Annotated in this window: 23 protein-coding genes; 2 read left to right on the top strand and 21 right to left on the bottom strand. The window is 70.7% G+C overall.

Annotation, left to right across the window (positions count from 1 at the left end; translation table 11 throughout):
* Positions 1–7 precede the first annotated feature (7 nt).
* Genes IOE58_RS14720 through IOE58_RS02400 form a run of 3 tightly spaced genes read right to left on the bottom strand, consistent with a single transcriptional unit; the run spans position 8 to position 2929 of the window.
* Positions 8–919, bottom strand: coding sequence for a co-chaperone YbbN (locus IOE58_RS14720; RefSeq protein WP_193864812.1), 912 nt, complete (start codon positions 917–919; stop codon positions 8–10).
* A gap of 52 nt (positions 920–971) precedes the next feature.
* Positions 972–2096, bottom strand: a complete 1125-nt coding sequence (locus tag IOE58_RS02405) for a DUF8094 domain-containing protein (RefSeq protein WP_228018491.1) — start codon at positions 2094–2096, stop codon at positions 972–974.
* Complete coding sequence (locus tag IOE58_RS02400; protein WP_193864811.1) at positions 2096–2929, bottom strand: hypothetical protein; 834 nt, start codon at positions 2927–2929, stop codon at positions 2096–2098. The genes IOE58_RS02405 and IOE58_RS02400 overlap by 1 nt, the downstream gene beginning before the upstream one ends.
* A 134-nt stretch (positions 2930–3063) precedes the next feature.
* On the opposite strand from IOE58_RS02400, the gene nucS reads away from it, so the two are divergent.
* Both nucS and IOE58_RS02390 read left to right on the top strand, forming a co-directional pair.
* Positions 3064–3771 (top strand): endonuclease NucS, encoded by a 708-nt coding sequence (nucS, locus tag IOE58_RS02395; protein ID WP_193864810.1) that lies wholly within the window; start codon positions 3064–3066, stop codon positions 3769–3771.
* A 38-nt stretch (positions 3772–3809) separates the two neighbouring features.
* Positions 3810–5066, top strand: coding sequence for an N-acetylglucosamine-6-phosphate deacetylase (locus tag IOE58_RS02390; protein WP_193864809.1), 1257 nt, complete (start codon positions 3810–3812; stop codon positions 5064–5066).
* An 8-nt stretch (positions 5067–5074) separates the two neighbouring features.
* Here the strand turns inward: IOE58_RS02390 and IOE58_RS02385 are convergent, their stop codons facing one another.
* From IOE58_RS02385 to rho, 18 genes are all read right to left on the bottom strand, one after another.
* Positions 5075–5515 carry a DUF2550 domain-containing protein gene (locus IOE58_RS02385; RefSeq protein ID WP_193864808.1) on the bottom strand — a complete coding sequence of 147 codons (441 nt, stop codon included), beginning with the start codon at positions 5513–5515 and terminating at the stop codon, positions 5075–5077.
* Between the two features lie 16 nt (positions 5516–5531).
* Complete coding sequence (locus IOE58_RS02380) at positions 5532–5807, bottom strand: F0F1 ATP synthase subunit epsilon (protein ID WP_193864807.1); 276 nt, start codon at positions 5805–5807, stop codon at positions 5532–5534.
* Positions 5804–7273 carry a F0F1 ATP synthase subunit beta gene (gene atpD, locus IOE58_RS02375; protein ID WP_193864806.1) on the bottom strand — a complete coding sequence of 490 codons (1470 nt, stop codon included), beginning with the start codon at positions 7271–7273 and terminating at the stop codon, positions 5804–5806. Before atpD ends, IOE58_RS02380 begins: the two co-directional genes overlap by 4 nt.
* Before the next feature lie 67 nt (positions 7274–7340).
* Entirely contained in the window at positions 7341–8255 is a 915-nt protein-coding gene (locus IOE58_RS02370; RefSeq protein WP_193864805.1) for a F0F1 ATP synthase subunit gamma, read from the bottom strand.
* A gap of 71 nt (positions 8256–8326) precedes the next feature.
* The gene (atpA, locus tag IOE58_RS02365) at positions 8327–9958 is read right to left on the bottom strand and encodes a F0F1 ATP synthase subunit alpha (RefSeq protein WP_193864804.1); all 1632 of its coding nucleotides are present in this window, start codon (positions 9956–9958) and stop codon (positions 8327–8329) included.
* Positions 9959–10050: 92 nt separating this feature from the next.
* The gene (locus IOE58_RS02360) at positions 10051–10866 is read right to left on the bottom strand and encodes a F0F1 ATP synthase subunit delta (protein ID WP_193864803.1); all 816 of its coding nucleotides are present in this window, start codon (positions 10864–10866) and stop codon (positions 10051–10053) included.
* A gap of 9 nt (positions 10867–10875) precedes the next feature.
* The gene (locus tag IOE58_RS02355) at positions 10876–11421 is read right to left on the bottom strand and encodes a F0F1 ATP synthase subunit B (RefSeq protein WP_193864802.1); all 546 of its coding nucleotides are present in this window, start codon (positions 11419–11421) and stop codon (positions 10876–10878) included.
* A gap of 10 nt (positions 11422–11431) precedes the next feature.
* Entirely contained in the window at positions 11432–11668 is a 237-nt protein-coding gene (gene atpE / locus IOE58_RS02350; protein ID WP_193864801.1) for an ATP synthase F0 subunit C, read from the bottom strand.
* Positions 11669–11751: 83 nt separating this feature from the next.
* A complete protein-coding gene (gene atpB, locus IOE58_RS02345) occupies positions 11752–12468 on the bottom strand; it encodes a F0F1 ATP synthase subunit A (RefSeq protein WP_228018707.1) in 717 nt (238 codons plus the stop codon).
* A 283-nt stretch (positions 12469–12751) separates the two neighbouring features.
* On the bottom strand, positions 12752–13216 hold the full coding sequence (locus tag IOE58_RS02340) for a Cg1360 family ATP-synthase-associated protein (protein ID WP_193864800.1): 465 nt from the start codon (positions 13214–13216) through the stop codon (positions 12752–12754).
* Positions 13200–14324 carry an MraY family glycosyltransferase gene (locus IOE58_RS02335; protein ID WP_193864799.1) on the bottom strand — a complete coding sequence of 375 codons (1125 nt, stop codon included), beginning with the start codon at positions 14322–14324 and terminating at the stop codon, positions 13200–13202. Before IOE58_RS02335 ends, IOE58_RS02340 begins: the two co-directional genes overlap by 17 nt.
* A complete protein-coding gene (locus tag IOE58_RS02330) occupies positions 14321–15301 on the bottom strand; it encodes an L-threonylcarbamoyladenylate synthase (RefSeq protein WP_193864798.1) in 981 nt (326 codons plus the stop codon). The genes IOE58_RS02335 and IOE58_RS02330 overlap by 4 nt, the downstream gene beginning before the upstream one ends.
* Before the next feature lie 12 nt (positions 15302–15313).
* A complete protein-coding gene (gene prmC, locus IOE58_RS02325) occupies positions 15314–16279 on the bottom strand; it encodes a peptide chain release factor N(5)-glutamine methyltransferase (RefSeq protein WP_193864797.1) in 966 nt (321 codons plus the stop codon).
* Entirely contained in the window at positions 16276–17394 is a 1119-nt protein-coding gene (prfA, locus tag IOE58_RS02320; RefSeq protein ID WP_193864796.1) for a peptide chain release factor 1, read from the bottom strand. The genes prmC and prfA overlap by 4 nt, the downstream gene beginning before the upstream one ends.
* Before the next feature lie 97 nt (positions 17395–17491).
* A complete protein-coding gene (rpmE, locus tag IOE58_RS02315) occupies positions 17492–17704 on the bottom strand; it encodes a 50S ribosomal protein L31 (RefSeq protein WP_193864795.1) in 213 nt (70 codons plus the stop codon).
* Positions 17705–17846: 142 nt separating this feature from the next.
* Entirely contained in the window at positions 17847–18887 is a 1041-nt protein-coding gene (locus IOE58_RS02310; RefSeq protein WP_228018487.1) for a LacI family DNA-binding transcriptional regulator, read from the bottom strand.
* The gene (locus IOE58_RS02305; RefSeq protein ID WP_193864794.1) at positions 18857–19012 is read right to left on the bottom strand and encodes a hypothetical protein; all 156 of its coding nucleotides are present in this window, start codon (positions 19010–19012) and stop codon (positions 18857–18859) included. Before IOE58_RS02305 ends, IOE58_RS02310 begins: the two co-directional genes overlap by 31 nt.
* A 152-nt stretch (positions 19013–19164) precedes the next feature.
* Complete coding sequence (gene rho, locus IOE58_RS02300; protein WP_193864793.1) at positions 19165–21198, bottom strand: transcription termination factor Rho; 2034 nt, start codon at positions 21196–21198, stop codon at positions 19165–19167.
* Positions 21199–21494: the final 296 nt, after the last annotated feature.

The following is a 21494-nucleotide window of genomic DNA, read 5'->3' as shown; positions in this document are numbered from 1 at the left end:
AGGCGCGTCAGTACAGCAGGTTCGCCAGGCGCTTGCGGGCGGCGGCCACGCGAGGATCGCCCGAGCCGGCGATCTCGAACAGCTCCAGCAGGCGGGCGCGCACCGCGTCCTTGGTCTCCTGATCGGCGCCGCGCAGCAGGTCCAGCAGGCGCCCGAACGCGTCGTCGACGTGACCGCCCAGCATGTCGACATCGGCGGCCAGCAGCTGCGCCTGGAGGTCCCGCGGGGAGTTCGCGGCGTCCGTGCGCACGCTCTCGAGGTCCACGCCCTGGGTGCGCCGCATCAGCTGCACGGTGGCCAGCCCGGCCTTCGCCTCCGCATCGGCCGGGGCCTGGTCGAGCTGCTTCTCGAAGGCGGTGACGGCCGCATCGAAGTTCCCGGCCTCGATGGCCTCGTAGGCCTCGGCCACCAGGGGCGGCAGCGGCTCCTCGGCGGGCATCTGCGCGGCGTCCTGCCCCTCGGCCTCGGGCAGCTCCATCCCCTGCTGACGGGCCACGTCGAGGATCTGGGTGAGCAGCGGCTCGATCTCGCTCAGGGGGAGCACGGCCTCGGCGATCGGCTGCACCTGCCCCATCAGCAGCAGCATCAGGGTGGGCAGCTGCTGCACGCGCAGTGCTGCGGCGACCCGCTGCTGGGTGTCGGCGTCCACCGTGGCCAGGCGCAGGGCACCGCCCTTGGCGTCCACCGCGCGGCGCATCGCGTCCAGGTACGCCTGGCCTTCCGGCACGCGGGAGCTGGTCACCAGCAGCAGGGTGGGGATGCGCTGGGAGTCTGCCACCAGCTGCTCGAGGCCCTGCTCGGTGACCGCCACCTCATGGGTACCGGGCGCCGAGCTACCCGCGGCGCCACCGCTGCCGGCGGCCGCCCCGGTGGGCTTCTTGAGGGAGGCGAGGTCGATGATGCCGTAGGGATCGGTCACGTGTGTGCTCCTTGAACGGTCGGTGATGGCACCAGTCTAGAGAGAAGCGGGCTCAGCTCCCGCTCGCACCGAGCGCGGACTGGGTGCCTCCGATGGGCTGGATCTGGGTGCCCGCATCCGCCGGCGGGATGTACATCGCCACCGTGGTGCCGTACTGACGCACGTAGGTGTCGGTGAACTCCTTCTTCCCGATCAGCTTGGTGTACTTGTTGTCCTCGGCGTAGCTCATGGTGGCGCCGTCCTTCACGTTCACCTTGCGGGTGGACATCAGGGTTCCCATCACGATGGCGCCGCCGTCGTCGGTGCGCAGGCCGGCGAACTCTCCGTCCTTGACCGTGTACACCTCCTTGATGGTGGCGGCCTCGTCCCACTCCACGCCGGCGTTGAGCTCGGCACGCTCGGCCTGGATGCGCTCATGGGTGGCGGTCTGGAAGGGGTTGGGGGCCAGCAGGTCGTCGGGATCGGCGCCGTCGCCGTCGCTGAGCACCTTGGCGTACAGCGCGAGGGCCTCGGCCGGGGTCCTCAGCAGCCCCGACTCGTCCGCGGCCACGGGCTCTGCGCCCACTCGCTGGTCGGGGACCATCGGCATGTCGACGCCCACGGCCTGCTGTGCCCATCCCCAGGTGGTGTACGGGGACCGGGCGTCGTTCTGCTGCAGCACCATGAAGTAGGGCACGCCCTCGTCGACCGAGTCGGCGACCAGCGCGATCGCCACCCGCGGGAATGCCTCGCCCACAGAGGTCATGGGGACGATCAGCTCCTTGCCGGGGTGCTTGAGATCCGCGGCCCACTCCTCGGCCTTGGCGATCATGCCGTAGGCCGCGGTGCGGAACTCCGCCGCGGAGCCGGTCACGCGCGGCGCCAGCAGTGCCGCATCACGGGCCTCGTCGGCCGCTGCCACAGCGTCATGGATCTCGGCCACGAAGGTCTCGAACTGCCCCTCCCCCGTCACCGGGGTGGGCTCGGCCAGGGTGGGGCCCGTGGGCGGAGCCGCAGGGGGCTCCGGCTCGGATGCGCAGGCGGCCAGCACGGCACCGGCCACCAGGGTGCCGGTACCGAGCAGCAGGCCTCGGCGGCCCAGCGGCGATGGCGTCGCCTCGGGAGCGGGGGACACGGGCGGCTCGGCAGCGTGCATGGGGCAGTCCTTGCTCGGTGAGTGGTCAGCGGTCGGGGTCATCAGCGCACCTCCGCCGGGTGCGAGCCGCCCTCGTCGGTCCCGTTGGTGCCGTCGTCCCCCGGGGCGGCCTGCGGGTCGATGCGCTCGGTCTGCGGCTCGGTGCGCTCCGCCCTCGGGAACCGGCGCGGGTCCGCACCGGCGGCAGCAGCGGGTGCCACCGCGGCCGCGGGCTCGTCGGCCTCCTCGACCGGCTCGTCCTCGTCCTCACGGCGACGGGTGCCGGCGGAGACCACCAGCAGGACCAGTCCGATCACGGCGAGGGTCGCACCGCCCGCGTACGCGTAGGGGACCCACTCGTTCTTGGCCTCCACCGGCCAGGTGATCGAGATGGACTCCGCGCCGGGGGCGGTGCCGTCGGTCACCACCAGGATCGCGCGGTACATCTGCTCGTTGGGCGCGTGCTCCTGTGCGGCGAACTCGGCCACGTCGAGGGTCACCGGGCTGGGGGAGGTGTCCACGGTGCGCCACAGGTCGGACTCGGTGGGGGCGGGCAGCTCGGCCGGCCCCTCGGGGTTCACCTCTTCGGTGGTGATGGTCTGCCAGTCGGACAGGCCCGTCACCCGCGTGTAGCGGGAGTCGCCCAGCCAGGCCTCGATGTCGCCGTTCGGAGCGGTGATCAGGGAGACATCGGAGGCGCCGGTGATGGCGACCTCGCCCTCCCGCCCTCCGACGTACAGCACACCGGGGTCGATCAGCACAGCGGGACCGGGATCGCTCAGCTCGACGGTGGCGGTGCGCTCCGTGGCGGGAGCCCAGACGGTCCCCCCCAGCCTGCCGAGCACCAGTCCCGCCACACCGAGCAGCACCAGCAGGACGGCAAGGACGCGTTGCACGATGGTTCTTCTCCTTGGGAGCGTGCCGGGTTCCTTCCCCGACGGCGGACCTTCCCACGATACGATCGGCCCCCGCCACCGAACAGGGGGACGTGAGCAGGTGCACCCGCCCACGGATGCCGTACTCTGGCCGGGTGCGTCTCGTGGTTGCCCGTTGCTCTGTCGACTACACCGGTCGGCTCACCGCTCATCTGCCCCTGGCACCGCGACTGCTGATCCTCAAGGCCGACGGCAGCGTCCTGGTCCACTCCGACGGCGGCAGCTACAAGCCGCTGAACTGGATGACCCCGCCGTGCACCCTCACCACCACCCGCCGCAGCGACGACGAGATCGCCGATGATCCCGAGGGCGAGTGGATCGAGCAGTGGGACGTGGTGCACGACAAGAGCGGCGATCGGCTGCGGGTGCGCCTGCACGAGGTCTTCGAGGACTCCAGTCATGAGCTGGGCGTGGACCCGGGGCTGCGCAAGGACGGCGTCGAGGCGCACCTGCAGGCCCTGCTGGCCGAGAACATCGACACCCTGGGCGCCGGCTGGACCCTGGTGCGACGCGAGTACGCGACCGCCATCGGGCCGGTGGACATCCTCGCTCGCGATCCGGAGGGACAGACGGTGGCCATCGAGATCAAGCGGCGCGGCGAGATCGACGGCGTCGAGCAGCTGACCCGCTACCTCGACCTGCTCAACCGCGATCCCCTGCTCGCGCCCGTGCGCGGCGTGTTCGCGGCGCAGGCGATCAAGCCCCAGGCGAAGGTCCTGGCCGGCGACCGCGACATCGACTGCGTGACCCTCGACTACGACGCCCTGCGGGGCATCGACGACGTGGAGTCCCGCCTGTTCTGACCCCCTCACAACCCCCGCAGCACCGTCACAGGAGAGCCATGGCCCCCGCTGAGCCCACCGACGCCGACCACTCCGTGCCCGAGCTCGGCCCGGAGGGCGCCTCCCTGCAGGCGGAGCTGGCACTGCACGGCACCGCCGTCCTGGAACGGGGCGTGGTCCCGGGAGCACTGGTGCTGCTGGGCGACGGCGAGATCCTCTGGTCGGGACCTGCGGTCCAGGCGCCGCAGTACAACGCCCAGCGCACCGTCCGGCACGACGGGCTGATCCTTCCGGGTCTGGTGGACATCCACTGCCACGGTGGCGGTGGGGCGTCCTTCCCTGACGCCTCCGGGCCCGAGCAGATGATGGACGCCGTGCGTGAGCACCGCCGCCACGGCACCACCTCCCTGGTCGCCTCCTTGGTCACCGCCTCCCCCGACACGCTGCGGCAGCGGGTGGCGGACCTGGCGCAGCTCGCGGCCGACGGGGAGATCGCGGCCATCCACCTGGAGGGTCCGTTCATCTCCGAGGCCCGCAAGGGCGCCCAGAACCCCGAGCACATCACCGGCGGCGACGCCGAGCTGGTGCGCGAGCTGGCGGCCATCGCCGGTGGTGCTCTGGCCACCATGACCGTCGCGCCCGAGGCGGAGGACGCGGGTGCGGTGATCACGGCGCTGGCGGAGTCCGGGGCGATCCCGTCGCTCGGCCACACCGACTGCACCAGCGCCGAGATGACCCAAGGCGTCGAGCGCTCGCTGCAGGCCCTGCAGCGCGCACGCGGCCGCTCCGCGCTGCCCACCGCCACTCACCTGTTCAACGGCATGCGCCCCATCCACCACCGTGACCCCGGCCCCGCGCTGGCCTGCCTGGACGCCGCCGCGCGCGGACAGATGGTGGTCGAGCTGGTGGCTGACGGCGTGCACCTGGACCACCGCACCGTCGCGCACGTGTTCGCGGTGGCCGCGGAGGACCACGTGATGCTGGTGACCGACGCGATGGCCGCCGCCGGCATGGCGGATGGTCAGTACAGCTTGGGCGCGCAGGACGTCACGGTGGCTGGCGGTGTCGCCACCCTCACCCACGGCGGCTCCGTCGCGGGCGGAACCGCTCACCTGCTGGACGTGCTGCGCCACACGGTGCTGGGCTCGGGAGTGGACCTGGTGCGGGCCGTCCGTGCCGCCACCGCGGTCCCCGCCCGGGTGCTCGGGCTGCAGGAGCGCATCGGGTCCCTCACCTCGGGGTGCCGTGCGGATGTGCTGCTGGTGGACGCGCAGTTCCACCCGGTGACGGTGCTGCGCGCCGGCGAGGAGATCTGAGCCGCGGCTCAGTCCGCGTCCCCGATGACCATCCCGGTCGGTGCCGCTTCCAGCCAGGAGTTCAGAGCCGCCCCGGCAGAGAGGTCCACAATCGCCTGGAGCTCCTGCCCGCTGCGCAGGTGGAACACCACCAGGCAGGCGTCCTCGTCACCATCGACCTGCGCCGGCAGGCGCCTACGGGTCATTTCCGCGATGTCCGCCCGGCGGATCACCGCCGAGGGCGACAGCCGCATCGAGAAGGCCCGGAACCACCGCACCCGATCCGTGCCGAAGCGCATCAGGCCGCGCTGCCAGCTCTCGGGTCCCGTCAGTCCGCGCCTGCGCAGCGTGCAGTCGAAGGCTCCGCGCTGACGGGAGACGAACAGCTGCCGCCCGATCACGGCCGCCGCCAGCACGACGAAGAGCACCCCGATCCCCACCAGGAGGACCGGGATGCTCAGCTCGGGCATGGATGAGCGGTGCGGGTCAGCGCCCGGAGCCGCCGACGCGCACCGCCTCGTCCACGGCGATGGTGACCACGTCGCTGTCGACGGAGACGAAGCCGCCGACCACGTCGCGCTCGGTGACCTCACCGCTCTCGGCGATGATGCGCACCAGACCGCGGTCCAATACCGCCAGCGTGGGCTGCATCTGCGGCAGGATGCCCATCGAGCCGTCGGCGGCGGGCACCACCACCTGGGCGGCGCGACCGGACCACACGGTGCGGTCGGCCGTCACGAAGGTGACCTCGAGGGTGCTCACTGACCGAGCTCCTTCTGGATCCGGTGGTGGGCCTCCATCACCATGTCGATGCCGCCCACGTTGAAGAACGCCTGCTCGGGGATGTGGTCGAACTCGCCGTCGCAGATCCCCTTGAAGCCCTCGATGGTGTCGCGCAGCGGCACGTCGGAGCCGTCCACACCGGTGAACTGCTTGGCGATGTGGGTGTTCTGGGACAGGAACTGCTGGATGCGGCGGGCCCGCGAGACGGTGACCTTGTCCTCCTCGGACAGCTCGTCCACGCCCAGCATCGCGATGATGTCCTGCAGCTCCTTGTTGCGCTGGAGGACCTGCTTGACGCGCACCGCGGTGTCGTAGTGGTCCTGGCCGATGTACCGGGGGTCTAGGATCCGCGAGGTCGAGGACAGCGGGTCGATGGCCGGGTACAGGCCGCGCGAGGCGATCTCACGGGAGAGCTCGGTGGTGGCGTCGAGGTGGGCGAACGTGGTGGCCGGGGCCGGGTCGGTGTAGTCGTCGGCCGGCACGTAGATCGCCTGCATCGAGGTGATGGAGTGGCCGCGGGTGGAGGTGATCCGCTCCTGCAGCACGCCCATCTCGTCAGCCAGGTTGGGCTGGTAGCCCACCGCGGAGGGCATGCGGCCCAGCAGGGTGGAGACCTCGGAGCCCGCCTGGGTGAAGCGGAAGATGTTGTCGATGAACAGCAGCACGTCCTGGCTCTGCACGTCGCGGAAGTACTCCGCCATGGTCAGGGCCGAGAGCGCCACGCGCAGGCGGGTGCCCGGCGGCTCGTCCATCTGGCCGAAGACCAGGGCGGTCTTCTCGATCACGCCGGACTCAGTCATCTCCTCGATGAGGTCCCAGCCCTCGCGGGTGCGCTCACCCACGCCGGCGAACACGGAGACGCCGTCGTGGTTGTTGGCCACGCGGTAGATCATCTCCTGGATCAGCACCGTCTTGCCCACACCGGCGCCGCCGAACAGGCCGATCTTGCCGCCCTGCACGTACGGGGTGAGCAAGTCGATCGACTTGATGCCGGTCTCGAACATCTGGGTCTTGGACTCGAGGTCGTCGAAGTTCGGGGCCTTGCGGTGGATCGGCCAGCGCTCCTCCACCTGGAAGGTGGCGGCGTCCCTGTTCAAGGGCGCGCCGGTCACGTCGAACACGGTGCCCAGGGTCACGTCGCCCACGGGCACGGAGATCGGGGCGCCGGTGTCGTTCACGGACTGGCCGCGCACCAGGCCGTCGGTGGGCTTGAGCGCGATCGCGCGCACCATGCCGTCACCCAGGTGCTGCGCGGTCTCGAGCCACAGGGTGCGCGCGTCCTCGCCCTCACCGCTGAAGCCGATCTCGGTGTTCAGCGCGTTGTAGAGGTCGGGGATCTGACCCGGGGGGAACTCGATGTCGACGACGGCACCGGTGACGCGGGCGACGCGGCCGGTGCCACCGGGCGTGGTGGTCTCGGTGGTGGCGGGGGCGGTGGTGGTCATGTCCGTACTCTCCGTGGGTATGGCGGGCGAGAGCGCTCGCGGCGGGATCTCGGGTGGTCCGTGGTTCTCAGCGTTCGCTGCGTCCGGAGCCCGACAATGCGTCGGCACCGCCGACGATCTCGGTGATCTCCTGGGTGATCTCCGCCTGACGGGCGGAGTTCGCCAGTCGGGTGAACTTGTTGATCTGGGTCTCGGCGTTGTCCGTGGCGGTCTTCATGGCTCGCTGGCGGGAGGCGTGCTCGGAGGCCATCGACTGCAGCAGGATGTTGATGATCCGCGCCTCGACGTAGCGCGGGATCAGCTGCTCCATCACGGTGTCCGGATCCGGCGTGAAGGCGTACAGCGGGTAGCTGGGCCGCACCTGGCCCGGATCCGCGTCGACCACGCCCATGGGCACCAGGCGCACGGACTTGGTGCGCTGCTGGAAGCGGCTCTCGAACTGCGTGCCTACCACGTACAGCTCGTCGATGTGCTGCTCGAGGTCCTCGCTCAGGAGGTCCTCGGTGACGACCTTGGCGATCTCGCGGCCCAGTTCCGGCAGCTCGGCCTCCTTGTAGGGCGTCCAGGAGCGGTGCGGCTCGCGGTTGCGGAAGCGGTAGTAGCTGTCGCCCTTGCGCCCCACCACGTACATCACCGGGGTCTTGCCCTGGTCGCGCAGCAGGTTGGCGAGCTGCTCGGCTCCGCGGATGGCATTGGGCGAGTAGGCCCCGGCCATGCCGCGGTCCGAGGTGATCAGCAGGATCCCCACGCGGCCATTGACATCGCGCTTGGACTGCAGGAACGGGTGGTCGATCTCATCGGAGTTCGTGGCGACCGATCCGATGGCCGTGGTGATCGCCTCGGCGTACGGGGTGGTGGCCCGCACACGGGCATGGGCCTTGGAGATGCGCGCTGCCGCGATCATCTCCTGGGCCTTGAAGATCTTCTTCATGCCCTGCGCGGACCTGATCCGCTGCTTGTAGACCCTCTGCTGGGCTCCCATGTCTCTCCTCGTGCGCCCTGGATGCATCCGTGGCCCGTGCGCCGCCCGCCGGAGCGGGCGGCGGCGACGGATCAACCGCGGACGATGTTCTCCTGCTCGATGTCCTCAGCGGACATGCGCCTGCTCTCGTCGGCCCGCTGGACACGGTCCTGCTCGTCCTTGCCGACGAGGTAGTCGCGCTTGACGTCCTCGAGGATGCGGGTGAGCTCCTCCTCCGTGTCCTTCTCGAACTTGGAGGTCTCCCGGATGCTCGAGAGCACTGAGCCGTTGTGCCGCAGGTGCTCCAACAGCTGCGCCTCGAACTCGCGGACGTCCTCCACCTCGATGTCGTCGAACTTGCCGGTGGTGCCGGCCCAGATCGAGACGACCTGCTCCTCGACGGGGAACGGCGAGTACTGCGCCTGCTTGAGCAGCTCCATCAGACGCGCACCGCGGCCCAGCTGCTGCTTGGACGCGGCGTCCAGATCCGAGGCGAACATGGCGAAGGACTCCAGGTCCCGGTACTGCGCCAGGGAGATCTTCAGCGTGCCCGAGACGGACTTCATCGCCTTGATCTGGGCCGAGCCACCCACGCGGGAGACCGAGATGCCCACGTCGACCGCGGGGCGCTGGTTCGCGTTGAACAGGTCCGACTGCAGGAAGCACTGGCCGTCGGTGATGGAGATGACGTTGGTGGGGATGTACGCCGAGACGTCGTTGGCCTTGGTCTCGATGATCGGCAGGCCGGTCATCGAGCCGCCGCCCATCTCGTCGGAGAGCTTCGCGCAGCGCTCCAGCAAACGGGAGTGCAGGTAGAAGACGTCACCGGGGTACGCCTCACGGCCCGGGGGCCGACGCAGCAGCAGGGACACGGCGCGGTAGGCCTCGGCCTGCTTGGAGAGGTCGTCGAAGACGATCAGGACGTGCTTGCCCTCGTACATCCAGTGCTGACCGATGGCCGAGCCGGTGTAGGGGGCCAGGTACTTGAAGCCGGCCGGGTCCGATGCCGGGGCCGCCACGATGGTGGTGTACTCCAGTGCACCGTTCTCCTCGAGCGCGGCGCGCACCGAGGCGATGGTGGAGCCCTTCTGGCCGACCGCCACGTAGATGCAGCGCACCTGCTTGGCCGGGTCGCCGGACTCCCAATTGGCCTTCTGGTTCAGGATGGTGTCGATCGCGATGGCGGTCTTGCCGGTCTGACGATCGCCGATGATCAGCTGACGCTGGCCGCGGCCGATCGGGGTCATCGCGTCGATGGCCTTCAGGCCCGTCTGCATGGGCTCCTTGACGGCCTTGCGCTGCATCACCGTGGGTGCCTGCAGCTCGAGCGCGCGGCGGCCCACGGAGTCGATCGCGCCCAGACCGTCGATGGGGTTGCCGACCGGGTCGACCACGCGACCCAGGTAGCCCTCGCCGACGGGCACGGAGAGCACCTCACCGGTGCGACGGACCTCCTGGCCCTCCTCGATGCCGGTGAACTCGCCCAGCACCACCACGCCGACCTCGCGCAGATCGAGGTTCAGGGCCAGGCCCTGGGTGCCGTCCTCGAAGACCACGAGCTCGTTGGCCATGACGTCGGGCAGGCCCTCGACGCGGGCGATGCCGTCGGCGGCCTCGGTGACGCGGCCGATCTCCTCGCGCTCGGTGGCGCCGGTCTGGTAGGTGGACACCGCGGTGTCCAGTGCGTTCCGGATCTCCTCCGGGCTGATCGTGAGCTCGGCCATCGCTGTGCTTCGCTTCCTCTCGGTCTCCCCGTGTGCGGGGAATGTGCTGGTGATGCTGCGACGCCTGGGCGTCTGAGCGGGGTCGGGGCTGGTCAGGACACCAGCTGTCGCTTGGCGCGGGCGAGCCGTGCCAGGACGGTGGCGTCGTAGAGGTCGTCTCCGACCTGGATCCGCAGGCCGCCCACGACCTCAGGGTCGACCTGGACGTTCATGTGGATGTCACGGCCGTAGATGCCGGTGAGGATCGCGCCGAGCCGGGCCTTCTGGGCCTCGCTCAGCTCGATCGCACTGGTGACGCTGGCGAAGCTGCGCCGACGCCGGTCGGAGGCGAAGCGTGCGAACTCCGAGATCCGCCGGGCGGGCTTGACGTCGCTGCGGCGGGTCACGGCCCGGGTCACCAGCTGGAGGGTGATCTGATGCACCCGGCCCTGCAGGACGGCCTGGACGATGCGGGCGCGCTGCTCGGGGCGCTCGCGGGCGTCGTCCAGAGCTGCGTGCAGCTCGCCGTTGCGGTCGATCATCCGCGACACCTGGAACATCTCGTCCTCCACCGCGCCCAGGACGTCCTCCCGCTCGGCCTGGCCGAGCAGGACGGACACGCCTGCCAGCTCGAGCGCATCGAGGATGTCCTCCTGCTCGGACCAGCGTCGGCGCACGACCTCGTGGGTGACCTCGAGGGCCTGCGGGCTGACCTTGTCGGCGAACAGGGAGCTGACCGCGGACTCCTTGACCTCGGCCGGGCGGCCAGCGTCGGAGAGCAGCCTGACGAGCTGGTTGCTGGAGTCGATGGCATCGGCCACCGAGAACAGCTGCTCGGCACCGGACTCCAACGAATCCGTCGGGACCGCCTGGGCGGAATCGACGTGTCGGAGCACCTCACCGAGGGAGGTGGAGGACGTTCCTCGCATCACTGGTCCTTATCGGGTGGCGGCCTGGGACGACTCCAGGTCGTCCAGGAAGCGGTCGATCACGCGGCGGGAGCGCTCGTCGTCGGTGAGGGACTCGCCGACGATCTTCGAGGCGAGATCGCTGGCGAGCGTCCCGACCTCGCCGCGCAGCTCGTGCGAGGCGGCGATCCGCTCCGCGGTGAGCTGCTGGCGTCCCGAGGCGAGCACGCGCTCGTTCTCGGCCTCGGCGCGGGCCTTGGCCTCCTCGACGATGCGCTGCCCGTCCTGGCGTGCCTTCTCGCGGATGGCAGCGGCCTCCTGGCGGGCGGCGGCGAGCTCGGACTCCTGGTCGGCCTTGAGCTGGTCGGCCTGCTCCTGGACCTCTTCGGCCCGGCGGATGCCGCCCTCGATCTTCTCGGCGCGCTCATCGAGCACCGCATTGAGGCGGGGCAGGACGAAGCGCATGAAGACCACGGCGAAGATCGCGATGAAGATCGCCGACCAGATGATCTCCGGCACGTACGGGATGAACAGACGCCAGCCCGGGGTGGGGGAATCTCCTGCGCTGAGGATCATGGGGTGATCCTCAGATGAACGCGAGGACGAAGCCGAAGACGATCGCCAGCAGGGCCAGGAACTCGACGAAGCCGGCGCCGATCAGCATGGTGGTCTGCAGCTGCGAGCGCATCTCGGGCTGGCGGGCCTGCGCCTCGGCGGTCTTGCCGACGAGGATGCCCAGGCCGATGCCGGGGCCGAGGGCTGCGAGACCGAAGCCGACGGAGGCGATGTTGCCCTCGATGGCGGACAGGAGCATCGGATCCACGGGGGTTTCCTTTCGTTGGGCCGTCCGGGCGGACGGCAGATCAGGGGTTCCAGCGCGCTGGAAGGTTGGGGGGGGTACTGCGGTCAGTGCTCGTCGGTGACAGCCATCTGGATGTACACCGCCGAGAGGATGGTGAAGATGAAGGCCTGCAGGGCGGCGACGAAGATCTTGAAGGCGAAGACGCCCAGGCTGAGGGCACCGGCGAAAGGTGCTGCCGCGGTGAGCCAGCTCAGGGAGACCACCAGGCCGTGGGTGAGGCCGATGAGCACCACGATGATCATGTGACCGCCCACCATGTTGGCCAGCAGACGGATGGTGAGCGAGGCCCAGCGGACCACGAACACCTGGATCAGCTCGATCGGGACCAGCAGGAGGTACACCACGCCCGGCACACCAGGGGGCATGGTGGCGTGCTTGAGGTAGCCGCCCACGCCGTGCGCCTTGATGCCCGAGGCGACGTAGATCACGAAGGTGGCCAGGGCCAGCAGCAGCGGGATGCCGATGACGGCGGTGCCGGACATGTTCAGCCCCGGCACCATGAACCCCAGGTTCAGCGCCAGGATCAGCACGAACACGGTGACCAGCCAGGGGCCGAAGCGCCGACCGTCCTTCTCGCCGAGCACATTGACCACGATGTTCTTGTGCACAAACTCGACCAGCAGCTCGACGATGCTCTGGACGCGGCCGGGCACCAGCTTGGAGCGGGAGGCCACCACGCACATGAAGATCAGCACGGCGGCCAGGATGATCAGCCGCACCAGCTGGATGCGGTTGAACTCGAAGGGGGTGCCCGCGAACAGGATGGGGTCGGGGAAGAACTCCTCCAGCGAGGGGATGTGGAGGATGGAGTCACCCTCCGCGAGGAGAGGGGGCGCAACGTCGGCGGTGTTCAGCTCGATCTCCCGTGGTCGTGCAGCCCGCCTCTGCGGCGGACCTGATGTTCACTTCGTGCAGCCCGGCTCCGCTGGATGCGCTGCTGGGGGGTGGCGTCGGTGCCGTTCGGTTCACCTGCCCGGAAGCCTCCGCGCTGTCCGGTCAAGCCCGTGATCAGCGGTGGGACGCCTCTGGGAGCATAACAGAGCATCACTGCTCCTCGGCACGGACGTCGGTCCTTTGGGACGAGGTCACATCGAGGGGCTGGCGCACCTTGAGCAGAAGGATCATCTCGGCGGCGATCGCGCACAGCGCTCCCACCAGCAGTGCGATCCCGACCCAGGCGATGGAGACCTGTGCGGTGTCCCGCAGCAGGATCAGCACCACGATCACGATCACCATCTTCGCGCCCCAGGATGCGAGAACCGTCACGGCCATGGCGATCGCCCCCAGCTTCGGGGCGAGATAGGCCGTGACGACAGTGGGCACCACGACCACCAGCGTCAGCGCCGTGCCCACCAGGGCCCCCAGCACGGCGGGGGTGTCGAAGGCGACGGCGGCCACCGCGATCACCACGGCGTCGAGCGCGACGCCGACGGCCAGGGCGACCAGGGTTGCGCGCAGCATGCCGCGGTCACCGCGGGTGCGTACGGGCTGCTCAGGTGACGTGGACATCGTTCTCCTTCCGCCGGCGCGCACGGCGCCAGTCGAGGGGGTCGAAGGTGAGGACCACGGCGATCAGCACGCCCACGGCCCAGAACAGGAGGACGGACTGCGCATCCAGCACCAGCGGCAGCAGCATGCCGATGGAGATCACCACGGTCCACGTGTACATGATCAGCACGGCCGTGGTCTTGGAGTGCCCCAGGCTCAGCAGGCGGTGGTGCAGGTGCGCCTTGTCGGCATGGAACGGGGAGCGGCCCGAGCCGATGCGCCGCACCACGGCCAGCGCGAAGTCCAGGAAGGGAACCACCATCACCGCGATCGGCAGCAGGATCGGCAGGAACTGCCCGAACAGGTCGGCCCCGGTCAGTCGGGCGGGGTCCACCTGGCCGGTGACGGTGATCGTGCTCGCGGCCAGCAGCAGGCCCAGCAGCATCGAGCCGGAGTCCCCCATGAATATTCGTGCCCGCGCCATGTTGTGAGGCAGGAAGCCCAGGCACGCTCCGATCATGGTGGCCGTGATCAGGGCCGCGAGGGAGGAGTAGTCGGTGGTGGAGGCACTGCGCGTGAGCAGGTAGGCGTAGAGGAAGAACGCGGTGCCGCCGATCGCCATCACGCCCGCGGCGAGCCCGTCCAGGCCGTCCACGAAGTTCACGGCGTTCATGCTCACCACCACCACCAGCACGGTGAGGATCAGCGAGGTGCGTCCGGACAGCAGCGTGACCCCGCCGATCGGCAGCGAGACCAGCTGCACGCCCTGCCAGGCCAGCAGCAGCGCGGCGAGCACCTGCCCGGCGAGCTTGGTCACCCAGTCCAGATCCCACTTGTCGTCGGCTGCGCCGAGCAGGCACACCATGCCCGCGGCGGCCAGGATCCCCCAGGGCTGGGCGGAGTCCGCGTACAGCCCCTGCAGGAACGGGACGCGGCTGGCCAGCACCAGCGCGGCGGTGACGCCCGCGAACATGGCCAGGCCTCCCAGTCGTGGGGTCACGGCGTCATGGACGTCGCGCGCCCTCACCGCCGTCATCGCTCCTACCCGGCGGGCGAGCAGTCGTGCCGCCGGTGTGGTCAGGAAGGAGACGGCCGCGGCGACCAGGAGCAGGAAGAGGTAGATCCTCACCCGGGCGCGCTCTCCGTCCGCTCGCCGTCGGCGGTGTCCTCACCGGCGGAGGTATCCAGCGGGGTCTCGTTCCCGGCTGCGGACTCCGTCGCGGGCTGCTCGCCCGAGGAGATGTCCTCGATGTCGGGCTCGGAGGGGAGCGCGATCGCATCGGCCGCAGCTGCCGGGTCGGTCGTCCCGGCCGTGGGGACGGCCGGGTCGGAATCGTCCTGATCGGGCTGGGTGCGGATGTCGGTGTCGCTGTCGTCGGAGGAGTTCTCCACCGGGCCGGTCGCCCCCCCGGCGTCACTGTCGTCGACGTCCGCAGTGGCGTCGTCCTGGGCTGGCTCCGGCTCGGGGGCGGTGAAGATGTCGCCCAGGACCTCCACGATCTGCTCCCGGGACAGCGCGCCCTCGCGCACGATCTCGGGCGGCTCGACCGTGGTGTCGATGATGGTGGAGCTGGTGCCGATGCGCGCGGTGCCGCCGTCGAGGTACACCTCGACCGAGTCCCCGAGCTGGGTGGCGGCATCCAGCACGCTGAGGGCGGCGGGGCGGCCGTGCCGGTTGGCGCTGGAGACCGCGAGCGGTCCGGTGCGGCGCAGCAGCTCCAGCGCGACCTCGTCATCCGGCATGCGCAGGGCCACGGTGCCGCGGGTCTCGCCGAGGTCCCAGGTCAGGGAGGGCTGGGCGGTGAGGATCAGGGTGAGCGGGCCGGGCCAGAACTCCTCGGCCAAGCGCTCGGCGTACTCGGGGACGTCCACCGCCAGCGCCAGCAGCACCGACGGATCGCCCACCAGCACCGGGGGCGGGGTGTCGCGGCCGCGGCCCTTGGCCTCCAGCAGTGCGTCGACGGCGTCGGCGGAGAACGCATCGGCTCCGATGCCGTACACCGTGTCGGTGGGCAGGACGATCAAGCGGCCTTCGCGCACGGCGTCGACGGCGGTCTGCAGGGCGTCCTCGCGGGACTCGGGGTTCTGGGTGTCGTGCACGCTCACCGGGTCAGTCTCTCACTTCCGTGGTCCATCGGGCTCTGGCTGCGCCGCATCGCCCCCGGGCCGCGTCGCATCGACCGCCCGGCGCGCGACCAGGAACCGGTCGCGGCCGGTGAGGTCAGGCAGGGTGGCCACGTCCTCGAACCCGCCGATGCGTTCGGCGGCGGCGCGGGTGGCGGCTCCTTGGACGTCGGCGTGCTCCATGATCAGCAGTCCGCCGGGCCGCAGCAGCCTGTGGGCCCAGCTGATCACGGTGCGCGGCAGATTCAGGCCGTCCGCCCCTCCCCCGTACAGGGCGCGGGCGGGGTCGTACCGCTGCACCTCGATCTCCTGGGGAACGGCATCCGGCGGCACGTACGGAGGGTTGGAGACGACCGCATCCAGCTGCGGCGCATGGGCGAGGGAGCCGGGTGAGGTCAGGTCGGCGCGGCGCACCTCGATGCGCTCCTGCCAGGCGGCCGTGTTGCGCCGGGTGAGGGCCACGGCCTGCTGGTCGATGTCGACGGCGAGCACGCGCACTTCGGGCAGCTCGTCCAGCAGGGCAGCGGCCAGGGCCCCGCTGCCGGTGCACAGGTCCGCCATCTGCTGAAGGGGGCCGTGGTGGTGCTGCTGCAGCAGGTCCAGCACGAGCTCGGTCTCCGGGCGGGGGATGAACACCCCGGGCTCCGTGTTCAGGCGCAGGCGGCGGAAGGCTGCATGCCCTTCGATCAGCTGCAGCGGCTCACGGGCCTCGCGGCGCGCCACCAGGGCGTCCAGTCGGGGCTCGAAGTCGTCCGGGAGCGAGTCCAGCAGCACCAGGGGGCCATCGCTGCCCGTTGCCAGGGCGAGCAGGGCACGGGCGTCGGCGCTGGGCGAGGGGACGCCGGCTGCGCCCAGGCGGGCGGTGGTGCTCGCCAGGGCCTCGCGCAGCCGCGCGCGGGTGTCGGCGCTCGCGCGGGTGTCGGCGCTCGCGCGGGCGGTCTCGGCCGGCTCCGTGCTCACTGCGGCGTGCCCTGCTGGGCCTCGGCCAGGCGGGCCTCCCGCTCGGCGGCGCGGGCGGAGCCGATCAGCTCCTCGAGATCGCCGGAGAGCACCTGCTGGAGATTGCCGGCCTTGTACCCGGTGCGGTGATCGGCCACGCGCGACTCGGGGAAGTTGTAGGTGCGGATCCGCTCGGAGCGGTCCACGGTGCGCACCTGGGAACGGCGCGCGGAGGCGGCCTGGGCGTCCTGGGCGTCGCGGTGCTGGTCCAGCAGGCGCGTGCGCAGGATCCTCATCGCCTGCTCCCGGTTCTGCAGCTGGCTCTTCTCGTCCTGGCAGGAGACCACGATGCCGCTGGGTAGGTGGGTGATGCGCACGGCCGAATCGGTGGTGTTGACGCTCTGGCCTCCCGGCCCGGAGGAGCGGAACACGTCGATGCGCAGGTTGGCGGGGGCCAGCGCCTCGGCGAGCAGCTCGCTCTCGTCGGTCTCGTCCGCCTCCGGCAGCACCAGCACGCCCACGGCCGAGGTATGGATCCGCCCGGCGGACTCGGTGATGGGGACCCGCTGCACGCGGTGCACACCGGCTTCGTGCTTGAGATGAGCGTAGACACCGTCGGCGGGGGTCGTGGCGCCGCGTGAGGCGATCGAGACGGTGACGTCCCGCAGCCCGCCCAGCTCGGAGGGGGCGGAGCTGAGCACCTCGACACGCCAGCCGCGGTGCTCGGCGAAGGAGCGGTACATGCGCAGCATCTCCGCGGCGAAAAGGGCCGATTCCTCTCCCCCGGCACCCGCCTTGATCTCCAGGATCACGTCCCGCGCATCGTCGGGGTCGCGGGGCGCCAGCAGGTCCTCGAGATGCTCGCGCTCGGCGGCCAGGCGTGCGGCGATCTGCTCGGCCTCGGCCGCGAGCTCCGGATCCTCCGCGCCCAGCTCTCGGGCGGCGGCGAGGTCGTCCTCGCAGGCGCCGACGACGGCGGCCGCGCGCAGCACCGCTTCGACCTCCGCCCAGCGGCGGGCGACGCGGCGGGCCCGGGAGGCGTCATCGTGCAGGGTGGGATCGGCCATCTGGTCCTGCAGCTGCGCGTGCTCAGCGCGCAGCGGCGCGAGCCTGTCCGCTCCCGGGTCGGTGCTCAACTCTGCTCCCCCGTGACGTCCGACGGACACGGGTGCCCGTCACATACGACGACGCCGACGCGCACCGTGGGGAGCGCGCCGGCGTCTGCGAGAGGTCTCAGGCCTTCTTCTTGCCGTAGCGGGCCTGGAAGCGGGCGACGCGGCCGCCGGTGTCCAGGATCTTCTGCTTGCCGGTGTAGAACGGGTGGCACGCGGAGCAGACCTCGGTGTTGATCTTGCCGTCGGTCTTGGTGCTGCGGGTGGTGAACGTGTTGCCGCAGGTGCAGGTGACCTGGGTGGTGACGTACTCGGGGTGGATCTCGGCCTTCATCGCTTCTCTCCTTCTCGGGTCGCTGGGTCGGCGCCCGGCGGGCGCCGTGAACCAGAACCGACGCACCAGTGTGCCACGTCGAACGGGCATCCGACAGGTCACCGGGGTGCGGCGTTCGCCATATCGGGCACCGGCGGCGCGGTCATGCGGAGTCGCGCACCCGCAGGTGGAACGGCACCGTGCGGTGGGCCTGTTCACCGCGCAGCGGCACGCGGCCCTCGAGCATCCCGGCCACCAGGTCCACGGTCTGCTCGGCGATCTCGCCGATGTCGATCGCGAGGGTGGTCAGCTCCGGGGTGACGAGGGAGGACATCTCCAGGCCGTCCACGCCGACCAGCCGCACCCCGTCGGGCACCTGCACGCCCATCCCGCGCAGCGTGCGCAGCAGTCGCACGGCCAGTTCGTCGTTGAAGGCGATGAGCGCGTCGGCACCGTCGGCCAGGGCCGCTTCGAGCACCTCACGGTGCCCGTCCGTGGCGTGGACCGCGCGCACGGGGGTCGTGCCGTCGGTGCGGATCGCATCCAATGCCCGCACCAGGTCGTGCGCACGACTGCTGCGCTCCCGCGCACCGGCGGGCGCTGTGGCTGCGCGGGCGATGTCGAGATCGAGCACCAGTGGGCGGCGTGCCCCGACGGACTGCAGATGCACGGCCAGATCCTCCATCGCCTGCCGGGAGCCGAACTGCACCACGCCCGCAGTGGCCGACTGCTCCGCGGTGCCGTCCAGATGGACCACGGGCATGCCGATCGCACCGCGGATCCCCTCGGTGCGCACGCCGTAGCCGACGATCGCATCGACCCGTCGGGACAGCTCCGCAGCGGCGGCCTCCGGTTCGGGGGCGTTGTCCGTCTCCGCCAGCACCACGTTCCAGCCGTGGCGGGCGCTGCGGCGGACCACGGCGGCACCGAGCTCGGCGAAGAAGGAGTTGGACAGGTCCTTGATGAGCACCCCGAGGGTGGCGGGGCCCTGCTCTACCAGGCCGCGCCCGAAGCGCGAGGGGCGGTAGTTCAGCTCCTGTGCGGCGCGCAGCACCCGTTCCCGCGTGGCAGCGCTGATGCCGGGCATGTCGTTGACCGCGCGCGTGACTGTCTGCCGGGAGACCCCGGCCCGCTGGGCCACGTCGATGATGGTGGACCGGCGCACCGTCCCGCTCATCGCTGCTGCACCCGCAGGTCGAGCCATGCGATGTCACCGTCGGTGAGCTGCACCTCCAGGCCCTGGGAGTGCGGGAGCTGGCCAGCGAAGCGCAGGGCGATGGCTCCCGGACCGAGGACGGCCCATCGGGTGCGAGGGACGATGCTGCTCATGGGGACGGCCTTTCGTGAACGTTCCCGGACCCCGGCAGGCTACCGGCGCGCCCGGCCAGGAGCAATCACGGCACGCACGAAGCCGCCGGCACCGCCCCTGCGGGGCGACACCGGCGGCAGGCACTGCACGAGGACGCCGCAGCGCCCGCAGCTCAGTCTCCGGAGCGGGAGCCCACGCTCGGGGTGTTCTTCTGCACCGCCATCAGGAACTCGGAGTTGGACTGGGTCTTCTTCACGCGCTCCAGGAGCAGCTCGAGCGCCTGCTGCTGCTCGAGGGAGCCCAGCACCCGACGCAGCTTCCACATGATGGCCAGCTCCTCCTTGCCCATCAGCTCCTCCTCGCGGCGGGTGCTGGAGGCGTTGACGTCCACGGCCGGGAAGATCCGCTTGTCGGCGAGGTTGCGCGAGAGGCGCAGTTCCATGTTGCCGGTGCCCTTGAACTCCTCGAAGATCACCTCGTCCATCTTGGAGCCGGTCTCCACCAGCGCCGAGGCGAGAATGGTCAGCGAGCCGCCGTTCTCGATGTTGCGGGCGGCACCGAAGAACCTCTTGGGCGGGTACAGCGCGGAGGCGTCCACACCGCCGGAGAGGATGCGGCCCGAGGCAGGGGCGGCCAGGTTGTAGGCGCGGCCCAGACGGGTGATGGAATCCAGCAGCACCACCACGTCGCGGCCCATCTCCACCAGGCGCTTGGCGCGCTCGATGGCCAGCTCCGCCACGATGGTGTGATCCGAGGCGGGGCGGTCGAAGGTCGAGGCGATGACCTCTCCCTTGACCGTGCGCTGCATGTCGGTGACCTCCTCGGGACGCTCGTCCACGAGCACCACCATCAGGTGCACCTCAGGGTTGTTGGTGGTGATGGCGTTGGCGATCTGCTGCATGATGATCGTCTTGCCGGCCTTGGGCGGGGAGACGATGAGACCGCGCTGGCCCTTGCCGATCGGCGAGACCAGGTCGATCACGCGCGGCGAAATGATGTGGGAGGCCGTCTCCAGGCGCAGCCGCTCGTCCGGGTACAGCGGGGTGAGCTTGCCGAAGTCCACCCGAGCACGGGCCCGCTCCGGGGTCATACCGTTGATGGTGTCCACCTGGACCAGGGCGGCGTACTTACCCTGGTTCTGGTTCCCACGGCCGCGACGGTTGCGGCCACCGCCACCACCGTGGTGCTGCTGCTCGACGTGCTGCTCCTCGCCCTCGCGCGGGGCCTTGACCTGTCCGGTGAGCGCATCGCCCTTGCGCAGGCCGTACTTGCGCACCTGGTTCATGCTCACGTACACGTCGCTGGGACCGGGAAGGTACCCGGTGGTGCGCACGTAGGCGTTGTTGTCGCGGATGTCGAGGATGCCGGCGACGGTGACGAGCTCGTCGCCCTCGCGCACATCGTGGTCGTCCTGGGAGCGGCCCTGCTGGCCTCCCTGCTGGTTCGAGCCGCCGTCGTCCTGGCCGCGGCCGCGGCGCTTGCGGTCACGGGAGCGGTTGCGGCTGCGCGAACGGCCGCGGCGGTCGTCGTTGTCATCCCGGTTTTCCTGGGAGCGGCTGTCCTGGGCGCCGTTGTCCTCCCCGGAGCGATCGGGCAGCTCGATGTCCTCGATGCGGCGGGGCCGCTGCTGACCACGGCCATCGCGCTCGCTGCGGTCCTCGCGGTTCTCGCGGTCGCCGCGGTTCTCGCGATCGCCGCGGTGCTCGCGATTACCGCGGTCCGGTCGCTGCCGATCACCGTCCTCGCGCTGGGGGCCGTCCCCCTGCTGCCGGCGGTCCTCGCGGCGATCGCCGCGGGCGTTCCTCTCGCGGGTGGGCAGCTCGATCTCAAGTGCGGGATCCGCCGCGCGCTGGGGAGCGGCCTGCTCCCGAGCGGCCTGCTCCCGCGAGGGCTGGTCCTGGGCGGGCCCGTCCTGCGAACGCCGATCCTGCGAAGGCCGGTCCTGCGCGGACCCGCCGCTGCTGCTTTGCTGCGCATCACCGTCGCCGCGCTGCTGCGCATCACCGCCGCTGTGCTGCTGTGCATCGCCGGTGGAAGGCTGCCGGCCGGAGCCGGGGGCGCCGCCGCTGCGGATGGCCTCGATCAGCTCGCCCTTGCGCAGGCGGCGGACGTTCTTGATGCCGAGCGAGGAGGCGATGGCCTGCAGCTCGGGGAGTTTCTTCGCGGCGAGATCTGCGCTGCCGGTGGAGGGGGTGGTGTCGTTCACCCGGGTTCCTTCCTGTCGAACCGGGCTGGCCGGTCCAGGTGCTGGGTCAGGTGCTCACGGTCGCCCGCGGTGATGAGTCGTCACGGGCTGCGTGGCTCGTCCGAGCAGGGCGGGGTGCGGGGAGGCACCGGCATTGCGCCTGCCGGGATGCTTCGGGATGCGCCGCGCCGGGTGGCCGAGCCCGCTCGCCACCGCGGTGCGGAGGAGTGGGTCGCCCGGAACCGATGGCGGGGGGTCGTCGCCTGAGGGGCACCGGCGGTCATGCCGCACACGGTGGCTCCCACACGGAGTCGACA

This window comes from Brachybacterium epidermidis (genome assembly GCF_015209585.1).
Lineage (GTDB): Bacteria > Actinomycetota > Actinomycetes > Actinomycetales > Dermabacteraceae > Brachybacterium > Brachybacterium epidermidis.
The sequence above is the reverse complement of the archived record's forward strand: the minus strand, read 5'-3'. Positions and strand labels throughout refer to the sequence as shown.

What these genes read in the sequence shown, in the direction of transcription:
- IOE58_RS02405 (WP_228018491.1), bottom strand. Translation starts at nt 2,096, where the DNA reads ATGACCCCGACCGCTGACCACTCACCGAGCAAGGACTGCCCCATGCAC.
- IOE58_RS02390 (WP_193864809.1), top strand. Translation starts at nt 3,810, where the DNA reads ATGGCCCCCGCTGAGCCCACCGACGCCGACCACTCCGTGCCCGAGCTC.
- IOE58_RS02385 (WP_193864808.1), bottom strand. Translation starts at nt 5,515, where the DNA reads ATGCCCGAGCTGAGCATCCCGGTCCTCCTGGTGGGGATCGGGGTGCTC.
- atpD (WP_193864806.1), bottom strand. Translation starts at nt 7,273, where the DNA reads ATGACCACCACCGCCCCCGCCACCACCGAGACCACCACGCCCGGTGGC.
- IOE58_RS02370 (WP_193864805.1), bottom strand. Translation starts at nt 8,255, where the DNA reads ATGGGAGCCCAGCAGAGGGTCTACAAGCAGCGGATCAGGTCCGCGCAG.
- atpA (WP_193864804.1), bottom strand. Translation starts at nt 9,958, where the DNA reads ATGGCCGAGCTCACGATCAGCCCGGAGGAGATCCGGAACGCACTGGAC.
- IOE58_RS02360 (WP_193864803.1), bottom strand. Translation starts at nt 10,866, where the DNA reads ATGCGAGGAACGTCCTCCACCTCCCTCGGTGAGGTGCTCCGACACGTC.
- IOE58_RS02355 (WP_193864802.1), bottom strand. Translation starts at nt 11,421, where the DNA reads ATGATCCTCAGCGCAGGAGATTCCCCCACCCCGGGCTGGCGTCTGTTC.
- IOE58_RS02340 (WP_193864800.1), bottom strand. Translation starts at nt 13,216, where the DNA reads ATGTCCACGTCACCTGAGCAGCCCGTACGCACCCGCGGTGACCGCGGC.
- rpmE (WP_193864795.1), bottom strand. Translation starts at nt 17,704, where the DNA reads ATGAAGGCCGAGATCCACCCCGAGTACGTCACCACCCAGGTCACCTGC.
- IOE58_RS02310 (WP_228018487.1), bottom strand. Translation starts at nt 18,887, where the DNA reads ATGGCTCGACCTGCGGGTGCAGCAGCGATGAGCGGGACGGTGCGCCGG.
- IOE58_RS02305 (WP_193864794.1), bottom strand. Translation starts at nt 19,012, where the DNA reads ATGAGCAGCATCGTCCCTCGCACCCGATGGGCCGTCCTCGGTCCGGGA.